At 62.8% G+C, this 21,537-nt stretch carries 24 protein-coding genes; 13 read left to right on the plus strand and 11 right to left on the minus strand.

Translation table 11 applies throughout. From position 1 onward, the window contains the following. Positions 1-166: 166 nt before the first annotated feature. From FJ946_RS00665 to hutI, 5 genes are all read right to left on the minus strand, one after another. Entirely contained in the window at positions 167-754 is a 588-nt protein-coding gene (locus FJ946_RS00665; protein WP_140494137.1) for a HutD family protein, read from the minus strand. An 11-nt stretch (positions 755-765) separates the two neighbouring features. After that, positions 766-2,436 carry a urocanate hydratase gene (gene hutU / locus FJ946_RS00670; RefSeq protein ID WP_140565162.1) on the minus strand — a complete coding sequence of 557 codons (1,671 nt, stop codon included), beginning with the start codon at positions 2,434-2,436 and terminating at the stop codon, positions 766-768. A gap of 36 nt (positions 2,437-2,472) precedes the next feature. Then, positions 2,473-3,288: an N-formylglutamate deformylase gene (gene hutG, locus FJ946_RS00675; protein WP_140494141.1), complete on the minus strand. Its 816-nt coding sequence runs from the start codon at positions 3,286-3,288 to the stop codon at positions 2,473-2,475. Positions 3,289-3,358: 70 nt separating this feature from the next. After that, complete coding sequence (gene hutH / locus FJ946_RS00680; RefSeq protein ID WP_140494143.1) at positions 3,359-4,894, minus strand: histidine ammonia-lyase; 1,536 nt, start codon at positions 4,892-4,894, stop codon at positions 3,359-3,361. Then, positions 4,891-6,123 carry an imidazolonepropionase gene (hutI, locus tag FJ946_RS00685; protein WP_140565160.1) on the minus strand — a complete coding sequence of 411 codons (1,233 nt, stop codon included), beginning with the start codon at positions 6,121-6,123 and terminating at the stop codon, positions 4,891-4,893. The genes hutH and hutI overlap by 4 nt, the downstream gene beginning before the upstream one ends. 96 nt (positions 6,124-6,219) lie before the next feature. Between hutI and FJ946_RS00690 the strand changes: the two genes are divergently transcribed. Continuing rightward, positions 6,220-7,575 carry a formimidoylglutamate deiminase gene (locus tag FJ946_RS00690; RefSeq protein WP_140565158.1) on the plus strand — a complete coding sequence of 452 codons (1,356 nt, stop codon included), beginning with the start codon at positions 6,220-6,222 and terminating at the stop codon, positions 7,573-7,575. A gap of 13 nt (positions 7,576-7,588) precedes the next feature. Continuing rightward, the gene (hutC, locus tag FJ946_RS00695) at positions 7,589-8,335 is read left to right on the plus strand and encodes a histidine utilization repressor (RefSeq protein WP_140521715.1); all 747 of its coding nucleotides are present in this window, start codon (positions 7,589-7,591) and stop codon (positions 8,333-8,335) included. Positions 8,336-8,396: 61 nt separating this feature from the next. Here hutC and FJ946_RS00700 read toward each other — a convergent pair whose 3' ends face one another. Continuing rightward, positions 8,397-8,741 (minus strand): RidA family protein, encoded by a 345-nt coding sequence (locus FJ946_RS00700; RefSeq protein WP_056562755.1) that lies wholly within the window; start codon positions 8,739-8,741, stop codon positions 8,397-8,399. Positions 8,742-8,962: 221 nt separating this feature from the next. On the opposite strand from FJ946_RS00700, the gene aztA reads away from it, so the two are divergent. The 4 genes from aztA to FJ946_RS00720 all read left to right on the plus strand — a co-directional run bounded on the left by aztA (position 8,963) and on the right by FJ946_RS00720 (position 12,124). After that, positions 8,963-9,796, plus strand: coding sequence for a zinc ABC transporter ATP-binding protein AztA (gene aztA / locus FJ946_RS00705; protein WP_140494152.1), 834 nt, complete (start codon positions 8,963-8,965; stop codon positions 9,794-9,796). After that, positions 9,796-10,671, plus strand: coding sequence for a zinc ABC transporter permease AztB (aztB, locus tag FJ946_RS00710; RefSeq protein ID WP_140515812.1), 876 nt, complete (start codon positions 9,796-9,798; stop codon positions 10,669-10,671). The genes aztA and aztB overlap by 1 nt, the downstream gene beginning before the upstream one ends. A 28-nt stretch (positions 10,672-10,699) precedes the next feature. Beyond that, the gene (aztC, locus tag FJ946_RS00715; protein WP_140565156.1) at positions 10,700-11,641 is read left to right on the plus strand and encodes a zinc ABC transporter substrate-binding protein AztC; all 942 of its coding nucleotides are present in this window, start codon (positions 10,700-10,702) and stop codon (positions 11,639-11,641) included. Between the two features lie 144 nt (positions 11,642-11,785). Continuing rightward, the gene (locus FJ946_RS00720; protein ID WP_140494156.1) at positions 11,786-12,124 is read left to right on the plus strand and encodes a TIGR01244 family sulfur transferase; all 339 of its coding nucleotides are present in this window, start codon (positions 11,786-11,788) and stop codon (positions 12,122-12,124) included. Here FJ946_RS00720 and FJ946_RS00725 read toward each other — a convergent pair. Beyond that, positions 12,121-12,588, minus strand: a complete 468-nt coding sequence (locus FJ946_RS00725) for an Lrp/AsnC family transcriptional regulator (RefSeq protein ID WP_140494158.1) — start codon at positions 12,586-12,588, stop codon at positions 12,121-12,123. The genes FJ946_RS00720 and FJ946_RS00725 overlap by 4 nt on opposite strands. Before the next feature lie 138 nt (positions 12,589-12,726). On the opposite strand from FJ946_RS00725, the gene hppD reads away from it, so the two are divergent. The 3 genes from hppD (at position 12,727) to FJ946_RS00740 (ending at position 14,507) form a co-directional block, all read left to right on the plus strand. After that, positions 12,727-13,839 carry a 4-hydroxyphenylpyruvate dioxygenase gene (gene hppD / locus FJ946_RS00730; RefSeq protein ID WP_140565155.1) on the plus strand — a complete coding sequence of 371 codons (1,113 nt, stop codon included), beginning with the start codon at positions 12,727-12,729 and terminating at the stop codon, positions 13,837-13,839. 69 nt (positions 13,840-13,908) lie between these two features. After that, positions 13,909-14,133: a type II toxin-antitoxin system prevent-host-death family antitoxin gene (locus FJ946_RS00735; protein WP_140557060.1), complete on the plus strand. Its 225-nt coding sequence runs from the start codon at positions 13,909-13,911 to the stop codon at positions 14,131-14,133. Further along, the gene (locus FJ946_RS00740) at positions 14,130-14,507 is read left to right on the plus strand and encodes a type II toxin-antitoxin system VapC family toxin (protein WP_140494162.1); all 378 of its coding nucleotides are present in this window, start codon (positions 14,130-14,132) and stop codon (positions 14,505-14,507) included. Before FJ946_RS00735 ends, FJ946_RS00740 begins: the two co-directional genes overlap by 4 nt. A 9-nt stretch (positions 14,508-14,516) precedes the next feature. On the opposite strand, the gene FJ946_RS00745 is transcribed toward FJ946_RS00740, so the two are convergent. The 3 genes from FJ946_RS00745 to hmgA form a co-directional block, all read right to left on the minus strand. After that, positions 14,517-15,053, minus strand: coding sequence for a DinB family protein (locus tag FJ946_RS00745; RefSeq protein WP_140494164.1), 537 nt, complete (start codon positions 15,051-15,053; stop codon positions 14,517-14,519). Positions 15,054-15,072: 19 nt separating this feature from the next. Beyond that, positions 15,073-16,086: a fumarylacetoacetate hydrolase family protein gene (locus FJ946_RS00750; RefSeq protein WP_140565153.1), complete on the minus strand. Its 1,014-nt coding sequence runs from the start codon at positions 16,084-16,086 to the stop codon at positions 15,073-15,075. A gap of 119 nt (positions 16,087-16,205) precedes the next feature. Further along, positions 16,206-17,519, minus strand: coding sequence for a homogentisate 1,2-dioxygenase (hmgA, locus tag FJ946_RS00755; RefSeq protein WP_140565151.1), 1,314 nt, complete (start codon positions 17,517-17,519; stop codon positions 16,206-16,208). A 99-nt stretch (positions 17,520-17,618) separates the two neighbouring features. Here hmgA and FJ946_RS00760 point away from each other — a divergent pair, with 99 nt between their 5' ends. The 4 genes from FJ946_RS00760 to FJ946_RS00775 all read left to right on the plus strand — a co-directional run bounded on the left by FJ946_RS00760 (position 17,619) and on the right by FJ946_RS00775 (position 20,458). Then, positions 17,619-18,062 carry a MarR family transcriptional regulator gene (locus FJ946_RS00760; RefSeq protein ID WP_140494170.1) on the plus strand — a complete coding sequence of 148 codons (444 nt, stop codon included), beginning with the start codon at positions 17,619-17,621 and terminating at the stop codon, positions 18,060-18,062. Between the two features lie 158 nt (positions 18,063-18,220). Beyond that, positions 18,221-18,859, plus strand: a complete 639-nt coding sequence (locus FJ946_RS00765; protein ID WP_140565149.1) for a lysophospholipid acyltransferase family protein — start codon at positions 18,221-18,223, stop codon at positions 18,857-18,859. Further along, the gene (locus tag FJ946_RS00770) at positions 18,856-19,806 is read left to right on the plus strand and encodes a phosphatidate cytidylyltransferase (protein ID WP_140494172.1); all 951 of its coding nucleotides are present in this window, start codon (positions 18,856-18,858) and stop codon (positions 19,804-19,806) included. The genes FJ946_RS00765 and FJ946_RS00770 overlap by 4 nt, the downstream gene beginning before the upstream one ends. A 4-nt stretch (positions 19,807-19,810) precedes the next feature. Further along, positions 19,811-20,458: a CDP-alcohol phosphatidyltransferase family protein gene (locus FJ946_RS00775; protein WP_181165122.1), complete on the plus strand. Its 648-nt coding sequence runs from the start codon at positions 19,811-19,813 to the stop codon at positions 20,456-20,458. Positions 20,459-20,497: 39 nt separating this feature from the next. Here the strand turns inward: FJ946_RS00775 and tdh are convergent, their stop codons facing one another. Next, entirely contained in the window at positions 20,498-21,532 is a 1,035-nt protein-coding gene (gene tdh, locus FJ946_RS00780) for an L-threonine 3-dehydrogenase (protein WP_140549151.1), read from the minus strand. Between the last annotated feature and the right edge of the window lie 5 nt (positions 21,533-21,537).

Here is a 21,537-nt window from a genome sequence, read left to right on the forward strand (position 1 = left end):
ATTGTTTCCGCACCACGACAAGGCATCGTCTTTCGACAGTTTCAAAGACGAACGCCCCTCACTCCCGCCGAGACCGATCGACGGAAAGGATTCAGGCTTTTTCGTGATCCTGGCTGGAGCTTACCCTATATTTCGCCGGCATCACGATCATGTTTGGAAACAAGCGTTAATCGTTGGGTCGAATGCCATCGATCCGGACCACGAATACTGTCGGGTGGTCGATGGGCTTGATGCGCAGGCCAGCTGTGGCTGAGGCAGTCAGGAGTGCGTCGAGGTGGCTAAGGCGAATAGGCTCTGCGGCGGAAACCAAGACTTCCCCACCCAGGCACAGGACGAGGGTCGCTCTGCTTTCAATCCCGATTTCCAAAGGGTTCGACATTACGAGGCGTTCGACGGAATGCCTCATGCGGCCACGCCGGGTCATCACGTTGAGATCGGTGATCGGACCGGCGATCAGTTCGGCACTGGTCGGCCGGTCGGCTGGAAAGGAAAACGGCGCTGAAGCGGCGGTCAGGCACGCCGGCGGCTCGCCGGCGACATCAAGAATGATCCCCTCGCCTTCCAATACCGACAGGGTGCGGTCAATGCCGGCAAAGCTGGAGAACGGCCCGCTGCCTTCGACGCGCGCCATCGAGACACGCCAGTCGAAGGCGTCGAGCCCGGCATCGGCCGGCGAGACGGCGATTTCCGTCGTCACGCCGCCGCCGTTCTTCCATGGCATCGATTTGTATTCGGCTGCCCGCAGGACGCGCATCGGTCGGCCTGTTATCCCAGAATGCCGGGCAAATTGAGCTGATGCTCCCTGGCGCAGTCGATGGCGATGTCGTAGCCGGCGTCGGCGTGCCTCATGACGCCGGTCGCCGGATCATTCCACAGCACCCGCTCCAGGCGCCTGGCTGCCTCAGGCGTGCCGTCCGCGACGATGACCATGCCTGCATGCTGGGAAAAGCCCATGCCGACACCGCCGCCATGGTGCAGCGACACCCAGGTAGCGCCCGATGCCGTGTTGAGCAGAGCGTTGAGCAGAGGCCAGTCGGAAACAGCATCCGAGCCGTCCTTCATCGCCTCTGTCTCGCGGTTCGGCGAGGCGACCGAGCCGGAATCGAGATGGTCGCGGCCGATGACGACAGGCGCCTTGAGTTCGCCTTTGGCGACCATCTCGTTGAAGGCGAGGCCCAGCCGGTGGCGATCGCCGAGGCCGACCCAGCAGATGCGCGCCGGCAAGCCCTGGAAGGCGATGCGCTCGCGCGCCATGTCCAGCCAGTTGTGCAAATGGGTGTTGCCGGGCGTCAGTTCGCGCACCTTGGCGTCGGTCTTGTAGATGTCCTGCGGGTCGCCGGAAAGGGCCGCCCAGCGGAACGGGCCGATGCCGCGGCAGAACAGCGGGCGGATATAGGCCGGCACGAAACCGGGAAAGGCAAAGGCGTTCTCGAAGCCTTCTTCCTTGGCGACCTGGCGGATGTTGTTGCCGTAGTCGAGCGTCGGCACGCCGGCGTTCCAGAAGGCCACCATCGCCTCGACATGCTCGCGCATCGAGGCGCGGGCGGCTTTCTCGACTGCTTTCGGGTCGGACGTGCGCTTCTCGCGCCACTCGGTGAGCGTCCAGCCCTTGGGCAGATAGCCGTTCAACGGATCGTGCGCCGAAGTCTGGTCGGTGACCATGTCGGGGCGCACGCCGCGCCGCACCAGTTCCGGCACGATATCGGCGGTGTTGCCGACCAGGCCGACCGATTTCGCCTCGCCCGCCCTGGTCCAGCGCTCGATCTTCTCCAGCGCCTCGTCAAGCGTGTCCGCCCGCTCGTCGACATAGCGGGTGCGCAGCCGGAAATCGATGCGGTCGGGATCGCATTCGACGGCCAGGCAGCAGGCGCCGGCCATGACGGCGGCGAGAGGCTGCGCGCCGCCCATGCCGCCGAGGCCGCCAGTCAGGATCCATTTGCCCCTGAGATCGCCGCCATAGTGCTGGCGTCCGGCTTCGACGAAGGTCTCGTAGGTGCCCTGCACGATGCCTTGCGTGCCGATATAGATCCACGAGCCGGCCGTCATCTGGCCGTACATCATCAGGCCTTTCCTATCGAGCTCGTTGAATTTCTCCCAGGTCGCCCAATGCGGCACCAAATTGGAGTTGGCGATCAAAACGCGCGGCGCGTCCGGATGGGTGCGGAAGACGCCGACCGGCTTGCCGGACTGCACCAGCAGCGTCTCGTCCTCGCCAAGCGTCTTCAGCGAAGCGGCGATGCGGTCGAAATCGTTCCAGGTGCGCGCGGCCCGGCCGATGCCGCCATAGACGACCAGTTCGTTGGGATTTTCGGCGACATCGGGATCGAGATTGTTCATCAGCATGCGCAGCGGCGCTTCGGTCGTCCAATACCTGGCATTGAGCTTGTCGCCGCGGGGGCTGCGCACTTCGCGGATGTTGTGGCGAGGATCGGTCATGTCGTCACTTCCCTTTCAGATGAGTGCGGCGAGGCGTCAGCTCTCGACCCACGAAATCGCGGTCTCGAGGATGGATGTCAGCGTGGCGCGGATCGGCGCGGCGAAGGCGGCGTCGTAAGGCACCGGCCAGTTGTCGGGCGCGCCCTTGCCTTCGGGCTCTCGCATGTAGCCGCGGTTGGACAGTTCCATCTGCAGCGCATGGACGCCGTTTTGCGGCTGGCCGAAATGGCGCGTGATCCACCCGCCCTTGAAGCGGCCATTGACCACGAAGGTCTCGCCGGTCTCGGCCAGGATCCCGGCGACCTTTTCCTGCAGCGCCGGATCCGTGCTCTTGCCGTCATTGGTGCCGAGATTGAAGACCGGCAGCGTGCCATCGAACAGGCGCGGCAGCACAGAGCGGATCGAGTGGCAGTCATAGAGGACGATTTTGCCATGCAATCCGCGCAGCCGGTCGATCTCGGCCTGGAGCGCGGCATGATAGGGCATGAAGAATTTTCGGCGGCGCTCGTCGATTTCCGACGGCCCCGGTTCCTCGCCTGTACGGTAGAGCGGATCGCCGTCGAAGGTTTCGGTCGGGCACAGCCCGGTCGTCGCCTGACCAGGGTAGAGCGAGGCGCCGGACGGATCGCGATTGACGTCGATGACGGTGCGCGAGATGGCGGTGTGCACGACGGTGGCGCCAAGACCTGCGGCGAAATCATAGAGCTTGTCGATCCACCAGTCGCAGTCGCGCTGGCCAAGCCAGCTCGAGACCAGCCGGTTGTCGAGACCGGCGAGATCGATGCCGGTGTGCGGCATGGAAACCAGCAGCGGCGCGGTGCCTTGTTTTACCGTCAGCCAAGGAGGTGTCATGCGAGGCCTCCGCATGTTGGAGCTCTACGGCTGGGATGAGAAGGAACGCAACCTACCATGCCAAGCACTCTCATGAGGCAATTCCCGGCAGCGCCACCGCGCTCGCCGCCTTCACCGCTGCACCGCTGCGCACCATGGCGATGGCTTTCTCCATGTCGGGATGGAAATGCCGGTCGTTGTCGAGATGCGGCACCTCCGCCCTGACCAATTTGCGCACCGCTTCGAGTGCGGTGCTGGAAGCGAGCGGCGCGTGGAAATCGCAGCCCTGGGTCGCGGCCAGCAACTCGATGCCGATGACGGCCGTGGCGTTCTCGACCATGCCGATCAGCCGGCGCGCACCATGTGCGGCCATCGAGACGTGATCCTCCTGGTTGGCCGAGGTCGGGATCGAATCGACGCTTGCTGGATAGGCCTTCTGCTTGTTTTCGGAAACCAGTGCCGCCGCCGTCACCTGCGGGATCATGAAACCGGAGTTCAGGCCGGGCTTCGGCGTCAAAAAGGCGGGCATGCCCGACAGCGCAGGGTCGACCAGCATGGCGATGCGGCGCTCCGACAGCGAGCCGATCTCGCAGACGGCGAGTGCAATCATGTCGGCGGCGAAAGCCACCGGCTCGGCATGGAAATTGCCGCCCGACAAGGCCGTGTCGTCCTCGGCGAAGATCAAGGGATTGTCGGTGACGCCATTGGCTTCCGTGCCGAGCGTGTCGGCCGCCTTGCGCAACACGTCGAGGGCCGCCCCCATCACCTGCGGCTGGCAGCGCAGGCAATAGGGATCCTGTACGCGTTCGTCGCCGACGCGGTGGGATTCGCGGATGGCGCTGCCGGCCATCAGACTGCGCAGCGCATCCGCCGTCTCGATCTGGCCGCGATGCCTTCTCAAGAGATGGATGCGCGGATCGAAGGGGGCGTCCGAGCCCCTCGCGGCGTCGGTGGACAATGCACCCGCGACCAGTGCCGACTGGTAGAGAACCTCGGCCTCGAACAGGGCCGCCAGCGCGTAGGCGGTCGAGAATTGCGTGCCGTTAAGCAGCGCCAGCCCTTCCTTGGCGCCAAGGATGACAGGCTCCAGCCCATGCGACACGAAGGCGACCTTGGCCGGGAAGCGGCCATGCGGGGTGAAGCATTCGCCGACGCCGACCATCACGGCCGTCATGTGCGCCAGGGGCGCGAGGTCGCCGGAGGCGCCGACCGAACCTTGCGCCGGCACCACCGGGATGACATCGTTGGCCAGCATCGCTTCCAGCAGCTCGATGGTACGCGACCGCACACCGGAGGCGCCTTGCGCCAGGCTGGCAAGCTTCAGGGCCATCATCAGCCTGCAAACAGCGACCGGCATCGGCTCGCCGACGCCGGCGGCGTGCGAGAGCACGATGTTGCGCTGGAGCGTTTCGAGATCCTGGGCAGGAATGCGGACGCTGGCCAGTTTGCCGAAACCGGTGTTGATGCCATAGACCGGCTCGCCCTTGGCGACGATGCGTGCGACAGCCTCCGCACTCGCCTTGATCCTTGGCCGGCAGGCATCGTCGAGCCTGGGCACGGCGCCGCGATAGATGGCGCGCCAGTCGGCCAGGGTCACGTTGCCGGGTTTCAGTACGAGTTCGGTCATTGTCCTCTCCAGATGCGCGCGTGCAAGGGGTTGAAGCCCATGCGGTAGACGAGTTCGGCAGGGCGCTCGATGCTCCAGATCGCTAGATCGGCGGATTTCCCCGCCTCCAGCGTGCCGGTCTGTCCGAGCAGACCCAGTGCGCGGGCGGCTTCGCGGGTCACGCCCGCGAGGCATTCATCGACCGTCATGCCGAACAAGGTCGCCGCCATGTTCATGGTCAGCAGCAACGACGTCAGCGGCGAGGTGCCGGGATTGTTGTCGGTGGCGACGGCCATCCTGACGTCATGCCTGCGGAATAATTCGATCGGAGGTTTCTTCGTTTCGCGAATAAAATAGTAGGCGCCGGGCAGGATCGTCGCCACGCTGCCCGATGCAGCCATTGCCGCCGCGCCTGCCTCATCGGTGTATTCGAGATGATCGGCCGACAACGCGCCATAGCGCGCGGCGAGTTCGGCGCCATGCAGGTTCGACAATTGGTCGGCATGGAGCTTTACCGGGAGGCCAAGCGCCTTTGCGGCTTCGAAGACCCGTGCCATCTGCTCGACCGAAAACGCGATGCCTTCGCAGAAACCATCGACGGCGTCGGCAAGCCCGTCGGCAGCAATGGCCGGCAGGATCGTGGCGGTGATGAGATCGATGAAGGCGTCCTTGTCGCCCTTGGCTTCCGGCGGCAAGGCATGGGCGCCGAGAAAGGTCGTGCGGATCGTCACCGGGCGCTCGGCGCCCAGGCGGCGCGCCGCGCGCAGCGACTTTTTCTCGTTTTCCAGGTCAAGGCCATAGCCGGACTTGACCTCGACGGTGGTGGCGCCCTCGGCGATCAGCGCATCGAGACGCGGCAGTGTCTGAGCGACCAGTTCGTCCTCACCCGCGGCACGCAAGGCCCTAACCGACGAGACGATGCCGCCGCCGGCCCTGGCGACCTCCTCATAGGTGGCGCCGGCCAGCCGCATCTCGAACTCGTTGGCGCGGTCGCCGGCATGGACGAGATGGGTGTGGCAGTCGATCAGGCCGGGCGTGATCCAGCGGCCCTCGCAATCGACGATCTCGGCACGCTGCTCGAACGCCGCCGGAATATCGGCTTCGGCGCCGGCATAGACGATGATGCCGTCACGCGCGGTGACGGCGCCCTTTTCGACGACGCCCTGCCCTGCCCCTTCGGCAAAAGTCGCCAGGCGCGCATTGCGCCATATGCGAACCGCCGCCGCCCGGCTCCTGCTTTCTCCAGCCATCATATTTTCCCTTTGAAAGGATGGCGGTTATGTATATACATATTAAAAAGCACCGCAAGTGCTATTGTCATCATAAGCCAGGATTCGGAGAACAACGTGACGGCGATCTTTGCGGAACAGGCGCTTCTGCCGGAAGGCTGGCGAAGCAATGTGCGCATCGCCCTGGGCGGAGGCCGCGTTGCGGCAATCGACGCCGGGGTTGCGCCGAACACCGGCGACGAGCGCCACGCCATCGTCCTGCCGGGCATGCCCAACCTGCATAGCCACGCGTTCCAGCGCGGCATGGCCGGACTTGCCGAGTTGCGCGGCCCGTCGGCCGACAGTTTCTGGAGTTGGCGCGAGGTGATGTACCGTTTCGCGCTGTCGATGACGCCCGACCAGGTCGAGGCGGTAGCCGCCCAGCTCTATGTCGAGATGCTGGAGGCCGGCTTTTCGCGTGTGGGCGAATTTCATTATCTGCATCACGACCGCGACGGAAAGCCCTACGCCAACATTGCCGAAATGGCCGAGCGCATCGCGGCCGCCGCCGCAGAAACCGGCATAGGCTTGACGCTGCTGCCGGTCTTCTATGCACACTCTTCTTTCGGCGGCGCGGCTCCCAACGAAGGTCAGCGCAGATTCCTCAATGATGTTAACCGGTTCTCACGCCTGGTTGAGAAAAGTCGCGAATGCGTTCGCGCCTTGAATCAAGCGGTCATCGGCGTCGCCCCCCATAGTTTGCGTGCGGCGACGGTCGAGGAGTTGCGACAAGTCGCTGCGATGACGCCGGACGGACCGATCCACATCCACGTCGCGGAACAAGTGAAGGAGGTCGAGGACTGCATTGCCTGGTCGGGCGCGCGTCCAGTCGAGTTTCTGCTTGGCCATGCCAATGTCGACCGGCGCTGGTGCCTGATCCATGCCACCCATATGACCGATGCCGAGACCATGGCGATGGCAAAAAGCGGCGCGATCGCGGGGCTGTGCCCGATCACCGAAGCCAATCTCGGTGATGGCATTTTTGCGGCGCCGCTGTTCGCGCAACATGGCGGCCGCTTCGGCGTGGGCTCCGATTCCAACGTGCTGATCGGCCTGCCGGACGAGCTTCGGCAACTCGAATATTCGCAGCGTCTTGCCCACCGCGCCCGCAACGTGCTGGCGGTCGCCGGCGGCTCGACCGGCCGCGCGCTGTTCGACGCAGCGCTTGACGGCGGCAGCGTCGCCCTTGGCGCCGGCGCCTCGCGGATCGCCATTGGCGCATCCGCCGATCTCGTCTCGCTCGACCACAGCCAGGCTTCGCTTGCCGGCAAGGCCGGAGACGCGATCCTCGACGCCTGGATCTTCGCCAACGGCACCAAGATCGATTGCGTCTGGGTGCACGGCCAAAAGCAAGTCAGCGGCGGCAGGCACGCCAGGCGCGACGCCATCGCGGCGCGTTTCCGCAATGTCATGACCGCGCTTTCGGCAGGCTGATCAGGGACAGCCCATGAGCATGGTGGCGACAGCGGAGACGGAGGGCGGCGAGACGGTGTCGCTGCATCAGCGTATCCTGTCCGACATAAGCGAGAAAATCCTGTCCGGCGCCTGGGCGCCGGGGCATCGCATCCCGTTCGAGCACGAGCTGACGACCGAATATGATTGCTCGCGCATGACGGTGAACAAAGCACTGTCGCAGCTTGCCAAGTCAGGACTGATCGAACGCCGCCGGCGCTCAGGCAGCTTCGTGCGTCAGCCGCAATCGCAAGCGGCGGTGCTGGAAATCCACGACATCAGGATCGAGGTCGAAGCGCTCGGCCTGCCCTATCGCTATGAGCGGCTGGCGCGCCTGAAGCGGCGCAGCAGCGCGCAAGACCGGTCGCTGCTCGGGCTTTCTGCCTCGGGTTGGGTACTATCGCTGGAATGCCTGCATTTCGCCGGAGAGCGACCGTTCGCGCTCGAAGAGCGGCTGATCAATCTCTCCGCCGTCACGGAAGCCGGCGAGGAAGAGTTCCTCGACATTGCACCGGGCCCGTGGCTGATCGGCCGTGTGCCATGGAGCGAGGCCGAGCATCGCATTCGTGCTGTTGCCGCCGACGAGCGTGTTGCCGATGCCCTCGACATCGACCTGAGCGCGGCCTGTCTTGTGGTCGAGCGCCGGACATGGAGCGCCGAGCACCCGGTCACCCATGTGCGCTTCACCTATGCAGCCGAGAGCCACACGTTGGTGGCAAGATTCACGCCGTCACACGGATAGCATCTCTTCCCTTCTCCCCTTTTTGCCTCGCAAGGAAGGGGAGAAGGGAAAGCGCAGCGCCTCAGATCGCCGCGGTGATAATGATCTCGACCAGATATTCCGGACCGGCGAGCTTGGCTTCGCCGGTGGCGCGTGCGGGTGTGTGGCCCTGCGGCACCCACTTGTCCCATTCCGAGTTCATCTCGGCGAAGGTGCCCATGTCGGCCAGCCAGATGATCGCCTGGACGATCTTGGTCTTGTCGGTGCCGGCCTTGGCCAGCAATTCGTCGATCGTCGCCAGAATATCGCGGGTCTGCGAGGCGACATTGCCGCCCGGCTCTCCGACCTGGCCGGCCAGATAGACGGTATTGCCGTGAATGACGATCTGGCTCATGCGCGGGCCAACATCGATGCGACGAATGCTCATGGGAGGTTTCCTTCCTTTGTGGTCGCGCCTCTTTAGAGTTGGCACCGGCTTCGGGCAAGGCCGAGCGTTCCAAATCCCCTTGGACCAGCAGCGCCGGAGGGTCACGGCAAGTTGAGCCGGCAGCCACAATTCCGCTCGATTGGCTTGTTGACTAATGTAATAACATCACATATCCAATCGGCGCTGCCCGGCAGCCGCACTACCGCCCCACGGACCGTCAAATGACCGAAACCTGCCTGACATTCCGTGACCTGACGCTTGGCTATAACAGCCATCCGGCGATCCATCATCTGGACGGCATCATACGCAAAGGCTCGCTGACCGCCGTCGTTGGCGCCAATGGTTCGGGCAAGTCGACGTTGATGAAGGGTATCGTCGGCGTGCTGAAGCCGATGGCCGGCGCTGTGACGCGGGCGCCTGGCGTGCGCGCCGCCTATCTGCCGCAGCAGTCGGAACTCGACCGCAGCTTTCCGGCCCGGGTCGTCGATCTGGTCTCGCTCGGCCTGTGGCCGAAACGCGGGCTGCTCGGCCGCCATACCAAGGAGGATCGCCAATCCGTCAGCGAGGCGTTGATGGCGGTCGGCCTTGGCGGCTTCGAGACCCGCCCGATCGACACGCTGTCGGGCGGCCAGTTGCAGCGCACCTTGTTTGCCCGCGTGCTGTTGCAGGATGCGGATCTAATCCTGCTCGACGAGCCGTTCAACGCCGTCGATGCAAAGACGATGGGCGATCTTATTGCGCTGATCAAGCGCTGGCATGGCGAGGAACGCACAATCATGGTCGTCGTCCACGACCTCGACCTTGTCCGGCAGAATTTTCCCGAAACGCTGCTGCTGGCCCGCCAGCCTGTCGCCTGGGGCGAGACGAAGGAGACGCTGCGGCCTGAGAATCTCCTGCGGGCCAGGCGCTTCCATGAAGCGTGGGAAGAGAACGCGCCATGGTGCGAGCCGGGCGGACCCGATCATGACCATGACGGACATGATCACAATCATGATGAGCCTGCCCATGCACAGGATCGTCACCACCATCATGGCGCCGGACCAAGGGCTGCATGATGAACGTCTTCTACGAACTCTTCATCGCGCCTTTCGCCGATTTCGCCTTCATGCAGCGGGCGCTGTTCGGCTCGTTGATGCTGTCGCTCGGCGCCTGTCCGGTCGGCGTGTTCCTGATGTTGCGGCGCATGAGCCTCTCGGGTGACGCCATGGCGCACGCGATCCTGCCGGGCGCCGCCGCCGGCTTCCTGCTTTACGGGCTGGAAATCCTGCCGATGACCATTGGCGGCCTGATCGCCGGCATCGTCGTTGCACTCGGCGCGGGCGCCGTCTCGCGATTCACCATCCAGCGCGAAGACGCCTCGATGGCCGCCTTCTACCTGATTTCGCTCGCCGTCGGCGTGCTGATGGTTTCGGTCCGTGGCTCCAGCGTCGACCTCATGCATGTGCTGTTCGGTACGGTGCTGGCGCTCAACGATGAAGCGCTGACGCTGATCGGCGGCATCGTGCTGGTGACGCTTGCCAGTCTCGCCGTCTTCTGGCGGGCCTTGGTCGCCGAATGCCTCGACCCGCTGTTCCTGCGCTCGGTCAGCCGGTGGGGCAGTCCGGTGCATTTCATTTTCCTCGGCCTCGTCGTGCTCAACCTCGTTGGCGGCTTCCAGGCGCTGGGCACGCTTCTGTCGGTCGGACTGATGATGCTGCCGGCCGCCGCGGCCCGTTTCTGGACCGTGCGCGTCGAACCGATGTGCGTGCTGGCCGTGCTGATCGGCTTTGCCTCCTGCATCGCCGGACTGCTTCTGTCCTACCACGCCTCGCTGCCCTCAGGCCCGGCGATCATCCTGTCGGCAGGCGTCGTCTATTTCGCCTCGATCCTGTTCGGCACACGCGGCGCGCTGCGCGCCCGCATCATCCATCACCGTCATCGGACGGCCTGATCCACCCCAGCCTCCAAGGAGACCGCCCATGTTGAAATCGATCCGCGCCGCCCTTACGATGAGCGTTATAACATTAACTGCTCTCGACGCGTCGTCGGCCTTTGCGGCGCCCTTGAAAGTGGTCGCAAGTTTTACCGTCATTGCTGATTTCGCCAGGAATGTTGGCGGCGACCGCGTCAACATCACCACCATCGTGGGACCCGACGGCGATGCGCATGTCTACGAGCCGAGCCCGGCTGATGCGGTAGCCATGGCGGGCGCCGATCTGGTGCTGGTCAACGGCCTGCATTTCGAGGGCTTTCTACAGCGGCTGGTCGATGCCAGCGCCACTAAGGCCTCGATCGTCACCCTGACCAAGGGCGTGGCGGCGATCGACTTCAAACCGGAATTCGCCGATGCGGACGCGGCGGAGGGCGCGGGTACCGGCGGCGGCAAGACGGTCACCGACCCACATGCCTTCCAGTCGATCGCCAACGCCAAGATCTATGTGAAGAACATTGCCGAAGCGTTCTGCGCGGCCGACAATGATGGCTGCGTCAGCTACCAGACCAACGCCGCGGCTTACACAAAGAAGCTCGACGCGCTCGAAGGTGAAGTGAAGGCGGCGATCCAGTCCATCCCCGAGGCAAAACGCGTTGTCATCACCTCGCATGACGCGTTCGGCTATTTCGAGCACGAATACGGCCTGACCTTCCTAGCGCCGGAGGGCGTCTCGACGGATTCCGAACCGTCGGCCGCCGACGTCGCCAAGCTGGTCGAGCAGGTCAAGCAGGACAAAGCGGCGGCGATCTTCGTCGAGAACATCACCAATCCGCGCCTGATCGAGCAGATCGCCAGCGAGACCGGCATCAAGGTCGGCGGCACGCTCTATTCCGACGCGCTGTCGCAGCCCGAAGGCCCGGCCTCGACCTATGTCGACATGATGCACAACAACATCACGCAGATCAAAGGCGCGATCCTCGGCAGTTGAGCCGCTCCGACCCAACCGGGCCCTCGCGGCCCGGTTGGATTTTCCGGTCAGCACTCGCTATTTGGCAGAGAAATCCCTCGGCGTGGATTGCCGGCCGTGCCGGGGAGTGGCAAGACTGCCCAACCAGATTGCGAGGACACCACAATGGAATACCGCGAGATCAGCGAGGACTATTCGGTCTCGGGCCAGATCCAGCCCGAGGACGTCGCCGCCATCAAGGCAGCCGGCTTCAAGAGCGTGATCTGCAACCGGCCGGACGACGAGCAGCCCGGCCAGCCTTCGGCCGACACGCTCAAGGCCGCAGTCGAGGCTGCCGGGCTTGCCTTCCGCTACATCCCCGTCATCAGCGGCCAGATCACGGCGGAGAATGTCGAGGACCAGGGACAAGCGCTCGACGAGCTGGAAGGCCCGGTGTTCGCCTACTGCCGTTCCGGCGCCCGCTGCACCAATCTCTATGGGCTGATTCAGCAGTCGAAGGGTTAGATTGGCAGCGCGCCCGTCTCCTTGAGCGTCTCGAGCACAATCGCCGTCTTGACGTGCTGCACAGATTCGTGGGGCAAGAGCACGCCATTGACGAACTCCGACAATGATTTCAGGTCGGGCGTAACCACCTTCAGGATATAATCCATTTCGCCGGTCAGCGCGTGCGCCTCCTGCACTTCGGGCAGCCGCGCCACCAGTTCGCCGAAGCGCCGCGCATTGTCGCGGTTGTGAGTGGCCAAGGTCACCGAGATGACGTTGACCAGCGAAAAGCCCAGCCGGTCGCGGTCAAGCACGGCGCGATAGCCCTTGATATAGCCGTCCTCCTCAAGCCGCTGGCGGCGGCGCGAGCATTGCGAGGCCGAGAGGTTCACCCGCTCCGAAAGGTCGTTGTTGGTGAGCCGTGCGTCACACTGCAACAGCGCCAATATCTTGCGATCAAACTGATCAAGACGCGTATCATTCATGATACTTCCAAAAACCATGCACATTTCATGCATCAGATAAACATTTCAAGCGTTTGAATGCAAGCACCGTGCGACCTGCCCGCGCTATGATGAGTTGAGATGGCCTATGCAGGCCAAGCCAGCTTCCGGAGGATTATCATGGGTCCCTTCCCGCACGACGCCCCGCCCGCCAAGATCAGCAAGACCAACCCCGCCGGCACCGACGGTTTCGAGTTCGTCGAATTCGCGCATCCGGAGCCGCGGAAGCTGGCCGAGTTGTTCACCCGCATGGGCTACGTAGCCGTGGCCAGGCATCGCACGAAGGACATCACCGTCTGGCGGCAAGGCGACATCAACTATGTCGTCAACGCCGAGCCCAGCTCGCATGCGATGAAGTTCGTCGACAAGCATGGCCCATGCGCCTCCTCGATGGCGTGGCGGGTCGTGGACGCCAAGCATGCCTTCGAACACGCGGTATCGAAAGGAGCCACGCCTTACGAAGGCGCCGACAAGACGCTTGACGTGCCGGCGATCGTTGGCATCGGCGGCTCGCTGCTCTACTTCATCGAAACCTATGGCGAGAGGGGTTCGGCCTATGATGCCGAATTCGAATGGCTGGGCAAACGCGACCCCAGGCCGGAAGGCGTCGGCTTCTATTTCCTCGACCACCTCACGCATAATGTCTACCGCGGCAACATGGACAAATGGTGGGATTTCTACCGCGACCTGTTTGGCTTCAAGCAGATCCATTTCTTCGACATCGACGGCAAGATCACCGGGCTGGTCAGCCGGGCGATCACCTCGCCCTGCGGCAAGATCCGCATTCCGCTCAACGAGTCCAAGGACGACACCAGCCAGATCGCCGAATATCTGAAGAAGTACAATGGCGAGGGCATCCAGCACATAGCGGTGGGCACCGACGCGATCTACGAGGCCACCGACAAGCTTGCCGCCAACGGGCTGAAATTCATGCCCGGCCCGCCGGAGACCTATTACGAGATGTCGCATGCACGCGTGAGCGGCCATGACGAGCCGCTCGAACGCATGAAGAAGCATGGCATTTTGATCGACGGTGAAGGCGTGGTCGACGGCGGCACGACGAAGATCCTCTTGCAGATCTTCTCCAAGACCCTGATCGGACCAATCTTCTTCGAATTCATCCAGCGCAAGGGCGACGAAGGCTTTGGCGAAGGAAATTTCCGCGCACTGTTCGAATCGATCGAGCAGGACCAGATCAAGCGCGGCGTGATCAAGGTGCAGGCCGCGGAGTAGATCGATCCCGACCGGCGGCTTGCGGTTCGATAAATTATGACCTAAATTATGGTCACAAAGGATCGAGCCATGAATGTTTCCATCGCCGAGGCCAAGGCCAAATTGTCGGAACTCGTCAGCCGCGCGGAAGCCGGTGAAGAGATTGTACTCACGCGTCACGGCAAGGTAGCTGCGCGTATCGTGCCTCCGGCAACGGCGGAACCCTTGCCGCGTATCGGCGCGTTGAAAGGCAAGATCTGGATTGCGGACGATTTTGACGAACTCGGCCCCGAATGGGACGAGTACGTCAAATGATGATCGGCCCGTTTCTCGCCGATACACATATCATCCTTTGGTCGATTTCGGACGATCGACGTCTCAGCAAGCACTACCGCGCCATCCTGGCTTCGGAAGCGGTGGTGTTCGCCAGCGCGGCAAGCGTCTGGGAAATTGCCATCAAGCGCTCAATCAGAAAACTCGATGCGCCGGATGATCTGCCAACACTGCTTCCAAGGATGCAATTTCAGCCGCTCGCCGTCACCTTCCAGCATGCGAACGCTGTCGCTGGCCTACCCCACCACCATGGCGATCCATTCGACAGACTACTGATTGCGCAGGCGCAAATGGACAAACTAACCATCATGACATCCGACCCGCATTTCGCCCGCTACGACGTCGCCCTGACATAAGCAGTGGTCTCACAAACCCAGCCGTCCAACCTCCTCCTGCCTCAGCTTCAAATCATAATCGAGCAGGAACTCGTCGAGTTGCGGCGGCGCGACCGACGTGCCGGACAGCATCGCGTGCACCTGGCCGCGATGGTGGATGTCATGCAGGAAAACATGGGCGAGGATATCGCCGATCTTTTCCGGGATCATGCCGTCTCCACGCCGGTCAGTGATGACATGGCGGTCGAGGTCGGCTTCCAACAAGGCATCGCAGAAGGTGATCAGCCTGCGGTCGAACTTGATCTGGGCCACTGACAAATCGGCTGCGTTATCGAACGGCACGAAATCATCGTACACCGCGGCGCCGATACCGCCCTGCTCCAGAAAATCGAGATAGAGAAGATCGACCGCAAGGATGTGGTTGAGCGTCGCCCTTATCGACGGGAAGAAGCTGATGCGATTGGCTTCGAATTCACCAGGCCCCAGCATAAGCACGGCGCGGTAGAGCCGGTCGTTCGACCAGCGGTTGTTGCGGGCCATTCGGCGCAGATGATCAAGCAGGTTCATCCTTCAACTTCTTGCGCTCTCACCCTTCATATTTCTCGACCGTCTGCTCGATGGCGCCGAAGATCGAATGCCCGGCCTTGTCCTTCATCTCTATGCGCACCGTGTCGCCGAAACGCAGAAACGGCGTCTTCGGCTCGCCGCTCTCGATGGTCTCGATCATGCGCAGTTCAGCGATGCAGGAATAGCCAGCGCCGCCGGCCGAGACAGGTTTGCCAGGCTCACCGCCGAGCTTGTTGGAGACGGTGCCGGAGCCGATGATGGTGCCGGCCGCCAGCGGCCGTGTTTTCGCCGCGTGCACGATGAGCGCAGGGAAATCGAACGTCATGTCGACGCCGGCATTCGCCCGGCCGAAAGGTTTGCCGTTGAGGTCGGCAAGCAGCGGCAGGCTGACCTTGCCGCCATCCCAGGCCTCGCCCAACTCGTCCGACGTCACCGCGACCGGCGAGAAGGCCGAGGACGGCTTGGATTGAAAGAAGCCGAACCCCTTGGCGAGTTCCGGTCCGGTAATGGCACGCAGCGTCACGTCGTTGACCAGCATCACCAGGCGAATCGCCTCCCGCGCTTTTTCAAGGCCAGCGCCCATCGGCACATCATCGACAACGACCGCGACTTCCGCCTCCATGTCGATGCCAAAGGCCTCGTCGGCCGTGCGGATCGGGTCTCGCGGCGGGATGAAGCTGTCGGAGCCGCCCTGATAGATCAGCGGGTCGGTCCAGAAGCTTGCCGGCATTTCGGCGCCGCGTGCTTTTCGCACCAGCTCGACATGGTTCACATAGGCCGAACCGTCAGCCCATTGATAGGCGCGCGGCAGCGGCGAATGGGCATTATGTTCGTGAAAGCGCGCCGACGGCACCGCATTGCTCTCGAGCGACTCCGCCATTGCGGCCAAATGCGGCGAAATCCGCCGCCAATCGTCGAGCGCCGCCTGCAGCGTCGGCACCAGGAAGGAGGCGTCGGTGAAGCGTGTAAGATCGCGCGAGACGACGACGAGCTTTCCGTCGCGCGTCCCGTTCTTCAATGTAGCAAGCTTCATGCGGTTTCCTCTCCTGACGCGGCCTTGCGCCGCTTGGCCCACAACAAAGCTGTTATGGGCGATCGTCAAGCCGCCGGCTCAACTTTCCTGAAGGCAGTTTTCCGACGGCAGCGATCCATTCAGGACCAATCGCCCTCGGGCGTGCCATTGAAGCGCTTCTTCAGATCGGCCCAGCAGTCGATGTAATTGTCCTGCCTGGTGTCGAGTTCGGCAGCGTAGCGGGTCAGCATCTGCGGGAACCGGGTCTCGAACATGAAGGCCATGGTGTTGTCGAGCTTGACGGGCTTCAGATCCGCGCGCGAGGCCTTTTCGAAGCCAGGTGCATCCGGGCCATGGGCCAGCATCAGATTGTGCAGACTGATGCCGCCGGGAACGAACCCTTCTTCCTTGGCGTCGTACTGGCCGTGAATCAGCCCCATGAACTCGCTCATGATGTTGCGGTGATACCAGGGCGGGCGGAACGTATCCTCCGCCACCAGCCAGCGCGGCGGAAAGATGACGAAATCGATGTTGGCGGTGCCCTCCTCGCCGCTCGGCGCCGTCAGCACCGTGAAAATCGACGGATCGGGGTGGTCAAAGAGGATCGCACCAACCGGCGAAAACGCCGCCAGATCATATTTATAGGGTGCATAGTTGCCGTGCCACGCCACAACATCGAGGGGCGAATGGCCGATTTCCGTGACATGAAAATGTCCGCACCATTTGACGATCAGCCGGCAGTGCGTCTCCTTCTCCTCAAACCAGGCGCAGGGCGTCTTGAAATCGCGCGGATTGGCCAGGCAGTTGGCGCCGATCGGGCCGCGGTCGGGCATCGTCAGCTTGGCGCCGTAGTTCTCGCAGACATAGCCGCGCACTTCGGCATCGACCAGTTCGACCTTGAAGACGAGGCCGCGCGGCAGGACCGCGATCTCGCCGGGCCTGAGCTCGATGACTCCCATCTCGGTGACGAAGCGCAAGGCGCCCACCTGCGGCACCACCAGCAACTCGCCGTCGGCGTTGAAGAAATGGTCGTCGACCATCGACCTGTTGGCGACATAGACATGCGCCGCCATGCCGGTCTGCCCAAGCACGTCGCCGGCGGTGGTGATCGAGCGCATGCCGGCGATGAAGTCAGTCGGCTCCTTCGGCATCGGCACCGGGCTCCAGCGATACTGGCCGAGCGCCAGCTCATGATCGCCGACATTGGGCGCACTTTTCCAGAAGGGATAGCTCACCGACTTGAAGCGCCCGGTATGTCTGACGCTCGGCCTGATGCGGTAAAGCCAGGAGCGCTCATTGGTGCCGCGCGGCGCGGTGAAGGGCGAACCGGAGAGCTGCTCGGCATAGAGGCCGTAGGCCGGCCGCTGCGGTGAATTACGCCCGTGCGGCAGCGAACCCGGCAGGCTTTCGGTTTCGAAATCGTTACCGAAACCCGGCATGTAGGAAAAGGCCATCGCTTCCTCCTCGCGAATGCTTGACCAAATTGGTTTCATTTGTAACCATCCAAAATGTAACTATCAATGCCGTGCGCGGGCATTTCTCGATGGCTGGTCATGGAATCCGAAATCCTGGAACTCGAAAGCTTTCTGCCCTACCGGCTGTATCGGCTGGCCGATGCGCTGAGCCGCGAATTCTCTCGGATCTACAAGGAGCGTCACGGCCTCACACGGCCGGAATGGCGTACGCTTTCGGGGCTTGGCCAGCGCGGCACAATGACCGCGACGGAACTCGGCGCGCAGTCGGCGATGCACAAGACAAAGGTTTCGCGTGCCGTGGCGGAGCTTGAGCGTCGCCGCTGGCTCATCCGAACCACTGACGAGAACGATCGCCGCGTCGAGCACCTGGCGCTGACCAGAGCCGGACTTGCGGCCTATAGCGAGATGGTGCCACTGGCAAAGGCTTTCGAACGGGAGCTGCTGGCCCAGCTGAGCGCCGACCAGCAAGCCTCCATCGTCAAAGGCGTTGCGTCATTGGAAAGCGCGTTGGGTCTGAGATAGCGGCTATCGGCAGATAGAATATGAGACGGTGGCTCGACGCGACTGCGCCTTGAAGCAGAGACTGTCTGGCGGTCATTTTCGATCGCTGCTTGCTCGGTGGCGGATTTTCAGCGCTGTATGTAAGCCGGTGATCATCGACGGGCGAATTGGGGGGAAGGATGAAGTCGCTGCTCGCGAGGCCGGTGGCCGTGGTCGTCTTGCTGTTTGCCAGAGCCATCACCGCTGTGCGGCCGTTTTGGCATGAAGGCAGATTGCCTCGGCGTCGCTCGATCTTCTTTGCCAATCATTCCAGCCATGGCGATTTCATCTTGATCTGGGCTGTTCTGCCGCCGCGCCTGCGGCGGCGGGTGCGTCCCGTAGCGGGTGCCGACTACTGGCTGAAATCAAAAGTCCGAGCCTTCATCGGCCGTGACGTTTTCAATGCCGTCCTGATCGAGCGCAATCGCGATGGACGCACGATGGATCCTGTCGAAAGCATGGGAGAGGCGATGAGGGAAGGCTCTTCGCTCATTCTCTTCCCGGAAGGCACGCGCAACCAATCCGACGCGTCCTTGCAGCCATTCAAGTCCGGCCTGTTCCATTTAGCGGCATCGCACCCGGATTTCGAGTTGGTGCCGGTATGGATCGCCAATCTCAACCGGGTGATGCCGAAAGGGGAATTCGTGCCTATCCCGCTGATCTGCACCGTGACGTTCGGCGAGCCAATGAACCTGGCTGATGGCGAGAGCAAGGATATGTTCCTCGAGCGGGCACGTGGGGCGCTGCTGGCGCTGGCACCGAAAAAGGCAGCGGAATGAGCTCAACCCAATTCGATATGATGGTTCTCGTGCTCGGCGTCTGCGGGATCCTGCTCGTGGCCTCTTTCGTGGGGCATATCCTGGAGCGACGGCTGTCGCCAGAAGGCTCCAACCCAGCCATCGAGAACCTCAACGCCCGTATCAATGCCTGGTGGGTAATGGCGATCCTCATCGCCATAGCATTCATCGCCGGGCGGATCGGCGTCCTGCTTCTCTTCGGCTTCTGTTCCTTCGCCGCACTTCGCGAATTCGTGACGCTGACCAACACCCGGCGTGCCGACCACTGGGCGCTGGCCACGGCGTTTTTCGTCGTGCTGCCGGTACAGTATGTGCTGCTCTGGATCGAGGACTACGGGATCTTTTCTGTTTTCATCCCGGTCTACGCCTTCCTGTTGATGCCAATCATCTCAGCCACACGGGGCGACACCCAGCACTTCCTCGTTCGAATTGCCGAGGTGCAATGGGCGTTGATGATCTGCGTTTTCTGCGCCTCCCACGTCCCGGCTCTTCTGACGTTGCATATTCCCGGCTACGAGGGTCGCAATGTGCTTCTGATAGCCTTCCTTGTCATCGTCGTGCAATTGAGCGACGTACTGCAATACATCTGGGGAAAGGCGATCGGGCATACGAAGATCGCACCAAAGCTTTCGCCGTCCAAGACGCTTGAAGGTTTCCTCGGCGGCGTTGCAAGCGCCAGCCTCATCGGCGCTGGCCTGTGGTGGATCACGCCGTTCTCTCCGCTTCAGGCGGGCGCGATGGCCTTCCTGATCACGCTGATGGGTTTTTTCGGCGGCCTTGTGATGTCCGCCATCAAACGTGACCGCGGCGTGAAGGATTGGGGCCATCTGATCGACGGCCATGGCGGCCTGATAGATCGGCTGGATTCGGTGGTTTTCTCCGCTCCGATCTTCTTCCATCTCACTCGTTATTTCTGGTCACCGGGATGAGGCAGTGATGAACACGGGCGATCGCAGACCACTTGCAAGCCGCGACACGCGCTGGGCACAAGCGACGGCCAGACGTCTCGCCGCACTCTCCGTGACCCCCAACCAGATTTCGCAGGCCAGTATCCTCGCCGGCGCGCTGGCAGGCACGGCTTTCTGGCTTGGCGGGCAGAGCGGCGGCACTTCTCGTTCGCTGCTGTTGCTGGGCGCGGCGCTGTTTTGCCAACTGCGGCTGCTGTGCAATCTGTTCGATGGCATGGTCGCCGTCGAGGGCGGCAAGGCGTCGGCCGACGGGCCGTTCTGGAACGAGTTCCCGGACAGGCTCGCCGATATCGCCATCATGGCCGGCATAGGTTACGGCATCGGCATGCCTGGCCTTGGCTGGGCAGCGGCCTGTTTTTCGGTTCTCACCGCCTATGTGCGGGAATTGGGGCGGGCCAACGAGACGCCGAGCGATTTCACCGGACCGATGGCCAAGCCACATCGCATGGCAGTCGCAACCGTCGCGGCACTGCTATCTACCGGAGAATTCCTTTGGAATGGCCACAACGAAGTCTTGACGCTTGCGCTCGCCGCCATTGCCATCGGCGCCGCCGCAACTGCGTTGCGGCGCGCATGGCGACAGGTGCGATGGCTGAAAACCAGGCGACCCTAGCATCGCCAGCCTCGAAGCCTGAGACTCCCGGCGCATCGATCACCAGTCCATCACCACCTTGCCCGAACTGCCGCTGCGCATCGCGTCGAATCCAACCTGGAAATCATCGATGCCGATGCGGTGCGTGATCAGGCCTGAGACGTCGAGCGGGCCCTGGACCAGCGCGATCATCTTGTACCAGGTCTCGAACATCTCGCGGCCATAGATGCCCTTGAGATGCAGCATCTTGAAGATGACCTTGTTCCAGTCGATCTCGAACCCGGTCGGCGCAATGCCGAGGATGGCGATCTTGCCGCCATTGTTCATGGTGTCGATCATGTCGCGGAAGGCGGGGGCTGCCCCCGACATTTCCAGGCCGACATCAAAACCCTCCGTCATGCCGAGCGCCGGCATCACGTCGCGCAGTTTTTCCTTGGAGGCGTCGACGACGTGCTGGACGCCAAGCTTGCGCGCAAGATCCAGCCGAACCGGATTGATATCGGTGATAACGACCTTCCTGGCGCCGACGCATTGCGCCACCAGCGCGCCCATGATGCCGATCGGTCCGGCGCCGGTGACCAGCACGTCCTCGCCGACCAGATCGAATGACAATGCGGTGTGAACCGCATTGCCCAGGGGATCGAAGATCGCGGCGATCTCGTCCGGCACATCGTCGGGGATCGGCACGACATTGTGCTGTGGGATCGCCAGGTACTCGCCGAAGGCGCCCGGGCGATTGACGCCGACGCCGAGCGTGTTGCGGCACAGATGCCCCCTGCCCGCGCGGCAGTTGCGGCAATGTCCGCAGACGATGTGGCCTTCGCCAGACACGCGTTGGCCGACCTTGTATTCGGTGACCGCGGCGCCGAAATCCGCGACGGTGCCGACGAATTCATGGCCGGTCACCATCGGCACGGGCACCGTCTTCTGCGCCCACTGGTCCCAATTGTAGATGTGGACGTCGGTGCCGCAGATCGCGGTCTTCTTCACCTTGATCAGGACGTCGTTGGGGCCGATTTCCGGCACCGGCACCTCTTCCATCCAGATGCCCGGCTCGGCCTTGGCCTTCACCAGCGCCTTCATCATGTTCGACATTCTTT

Origin of the sequence: Mesorhizobium sp. B2-4-7, from assembly GCF_006442685.1 — a bacterium.
Classification (GTDB): Bacteria; Pseudomonadota; Alphaproteobacteria; order Rhizobiales; family Rhizobiaceae; genus Mesorhizobium.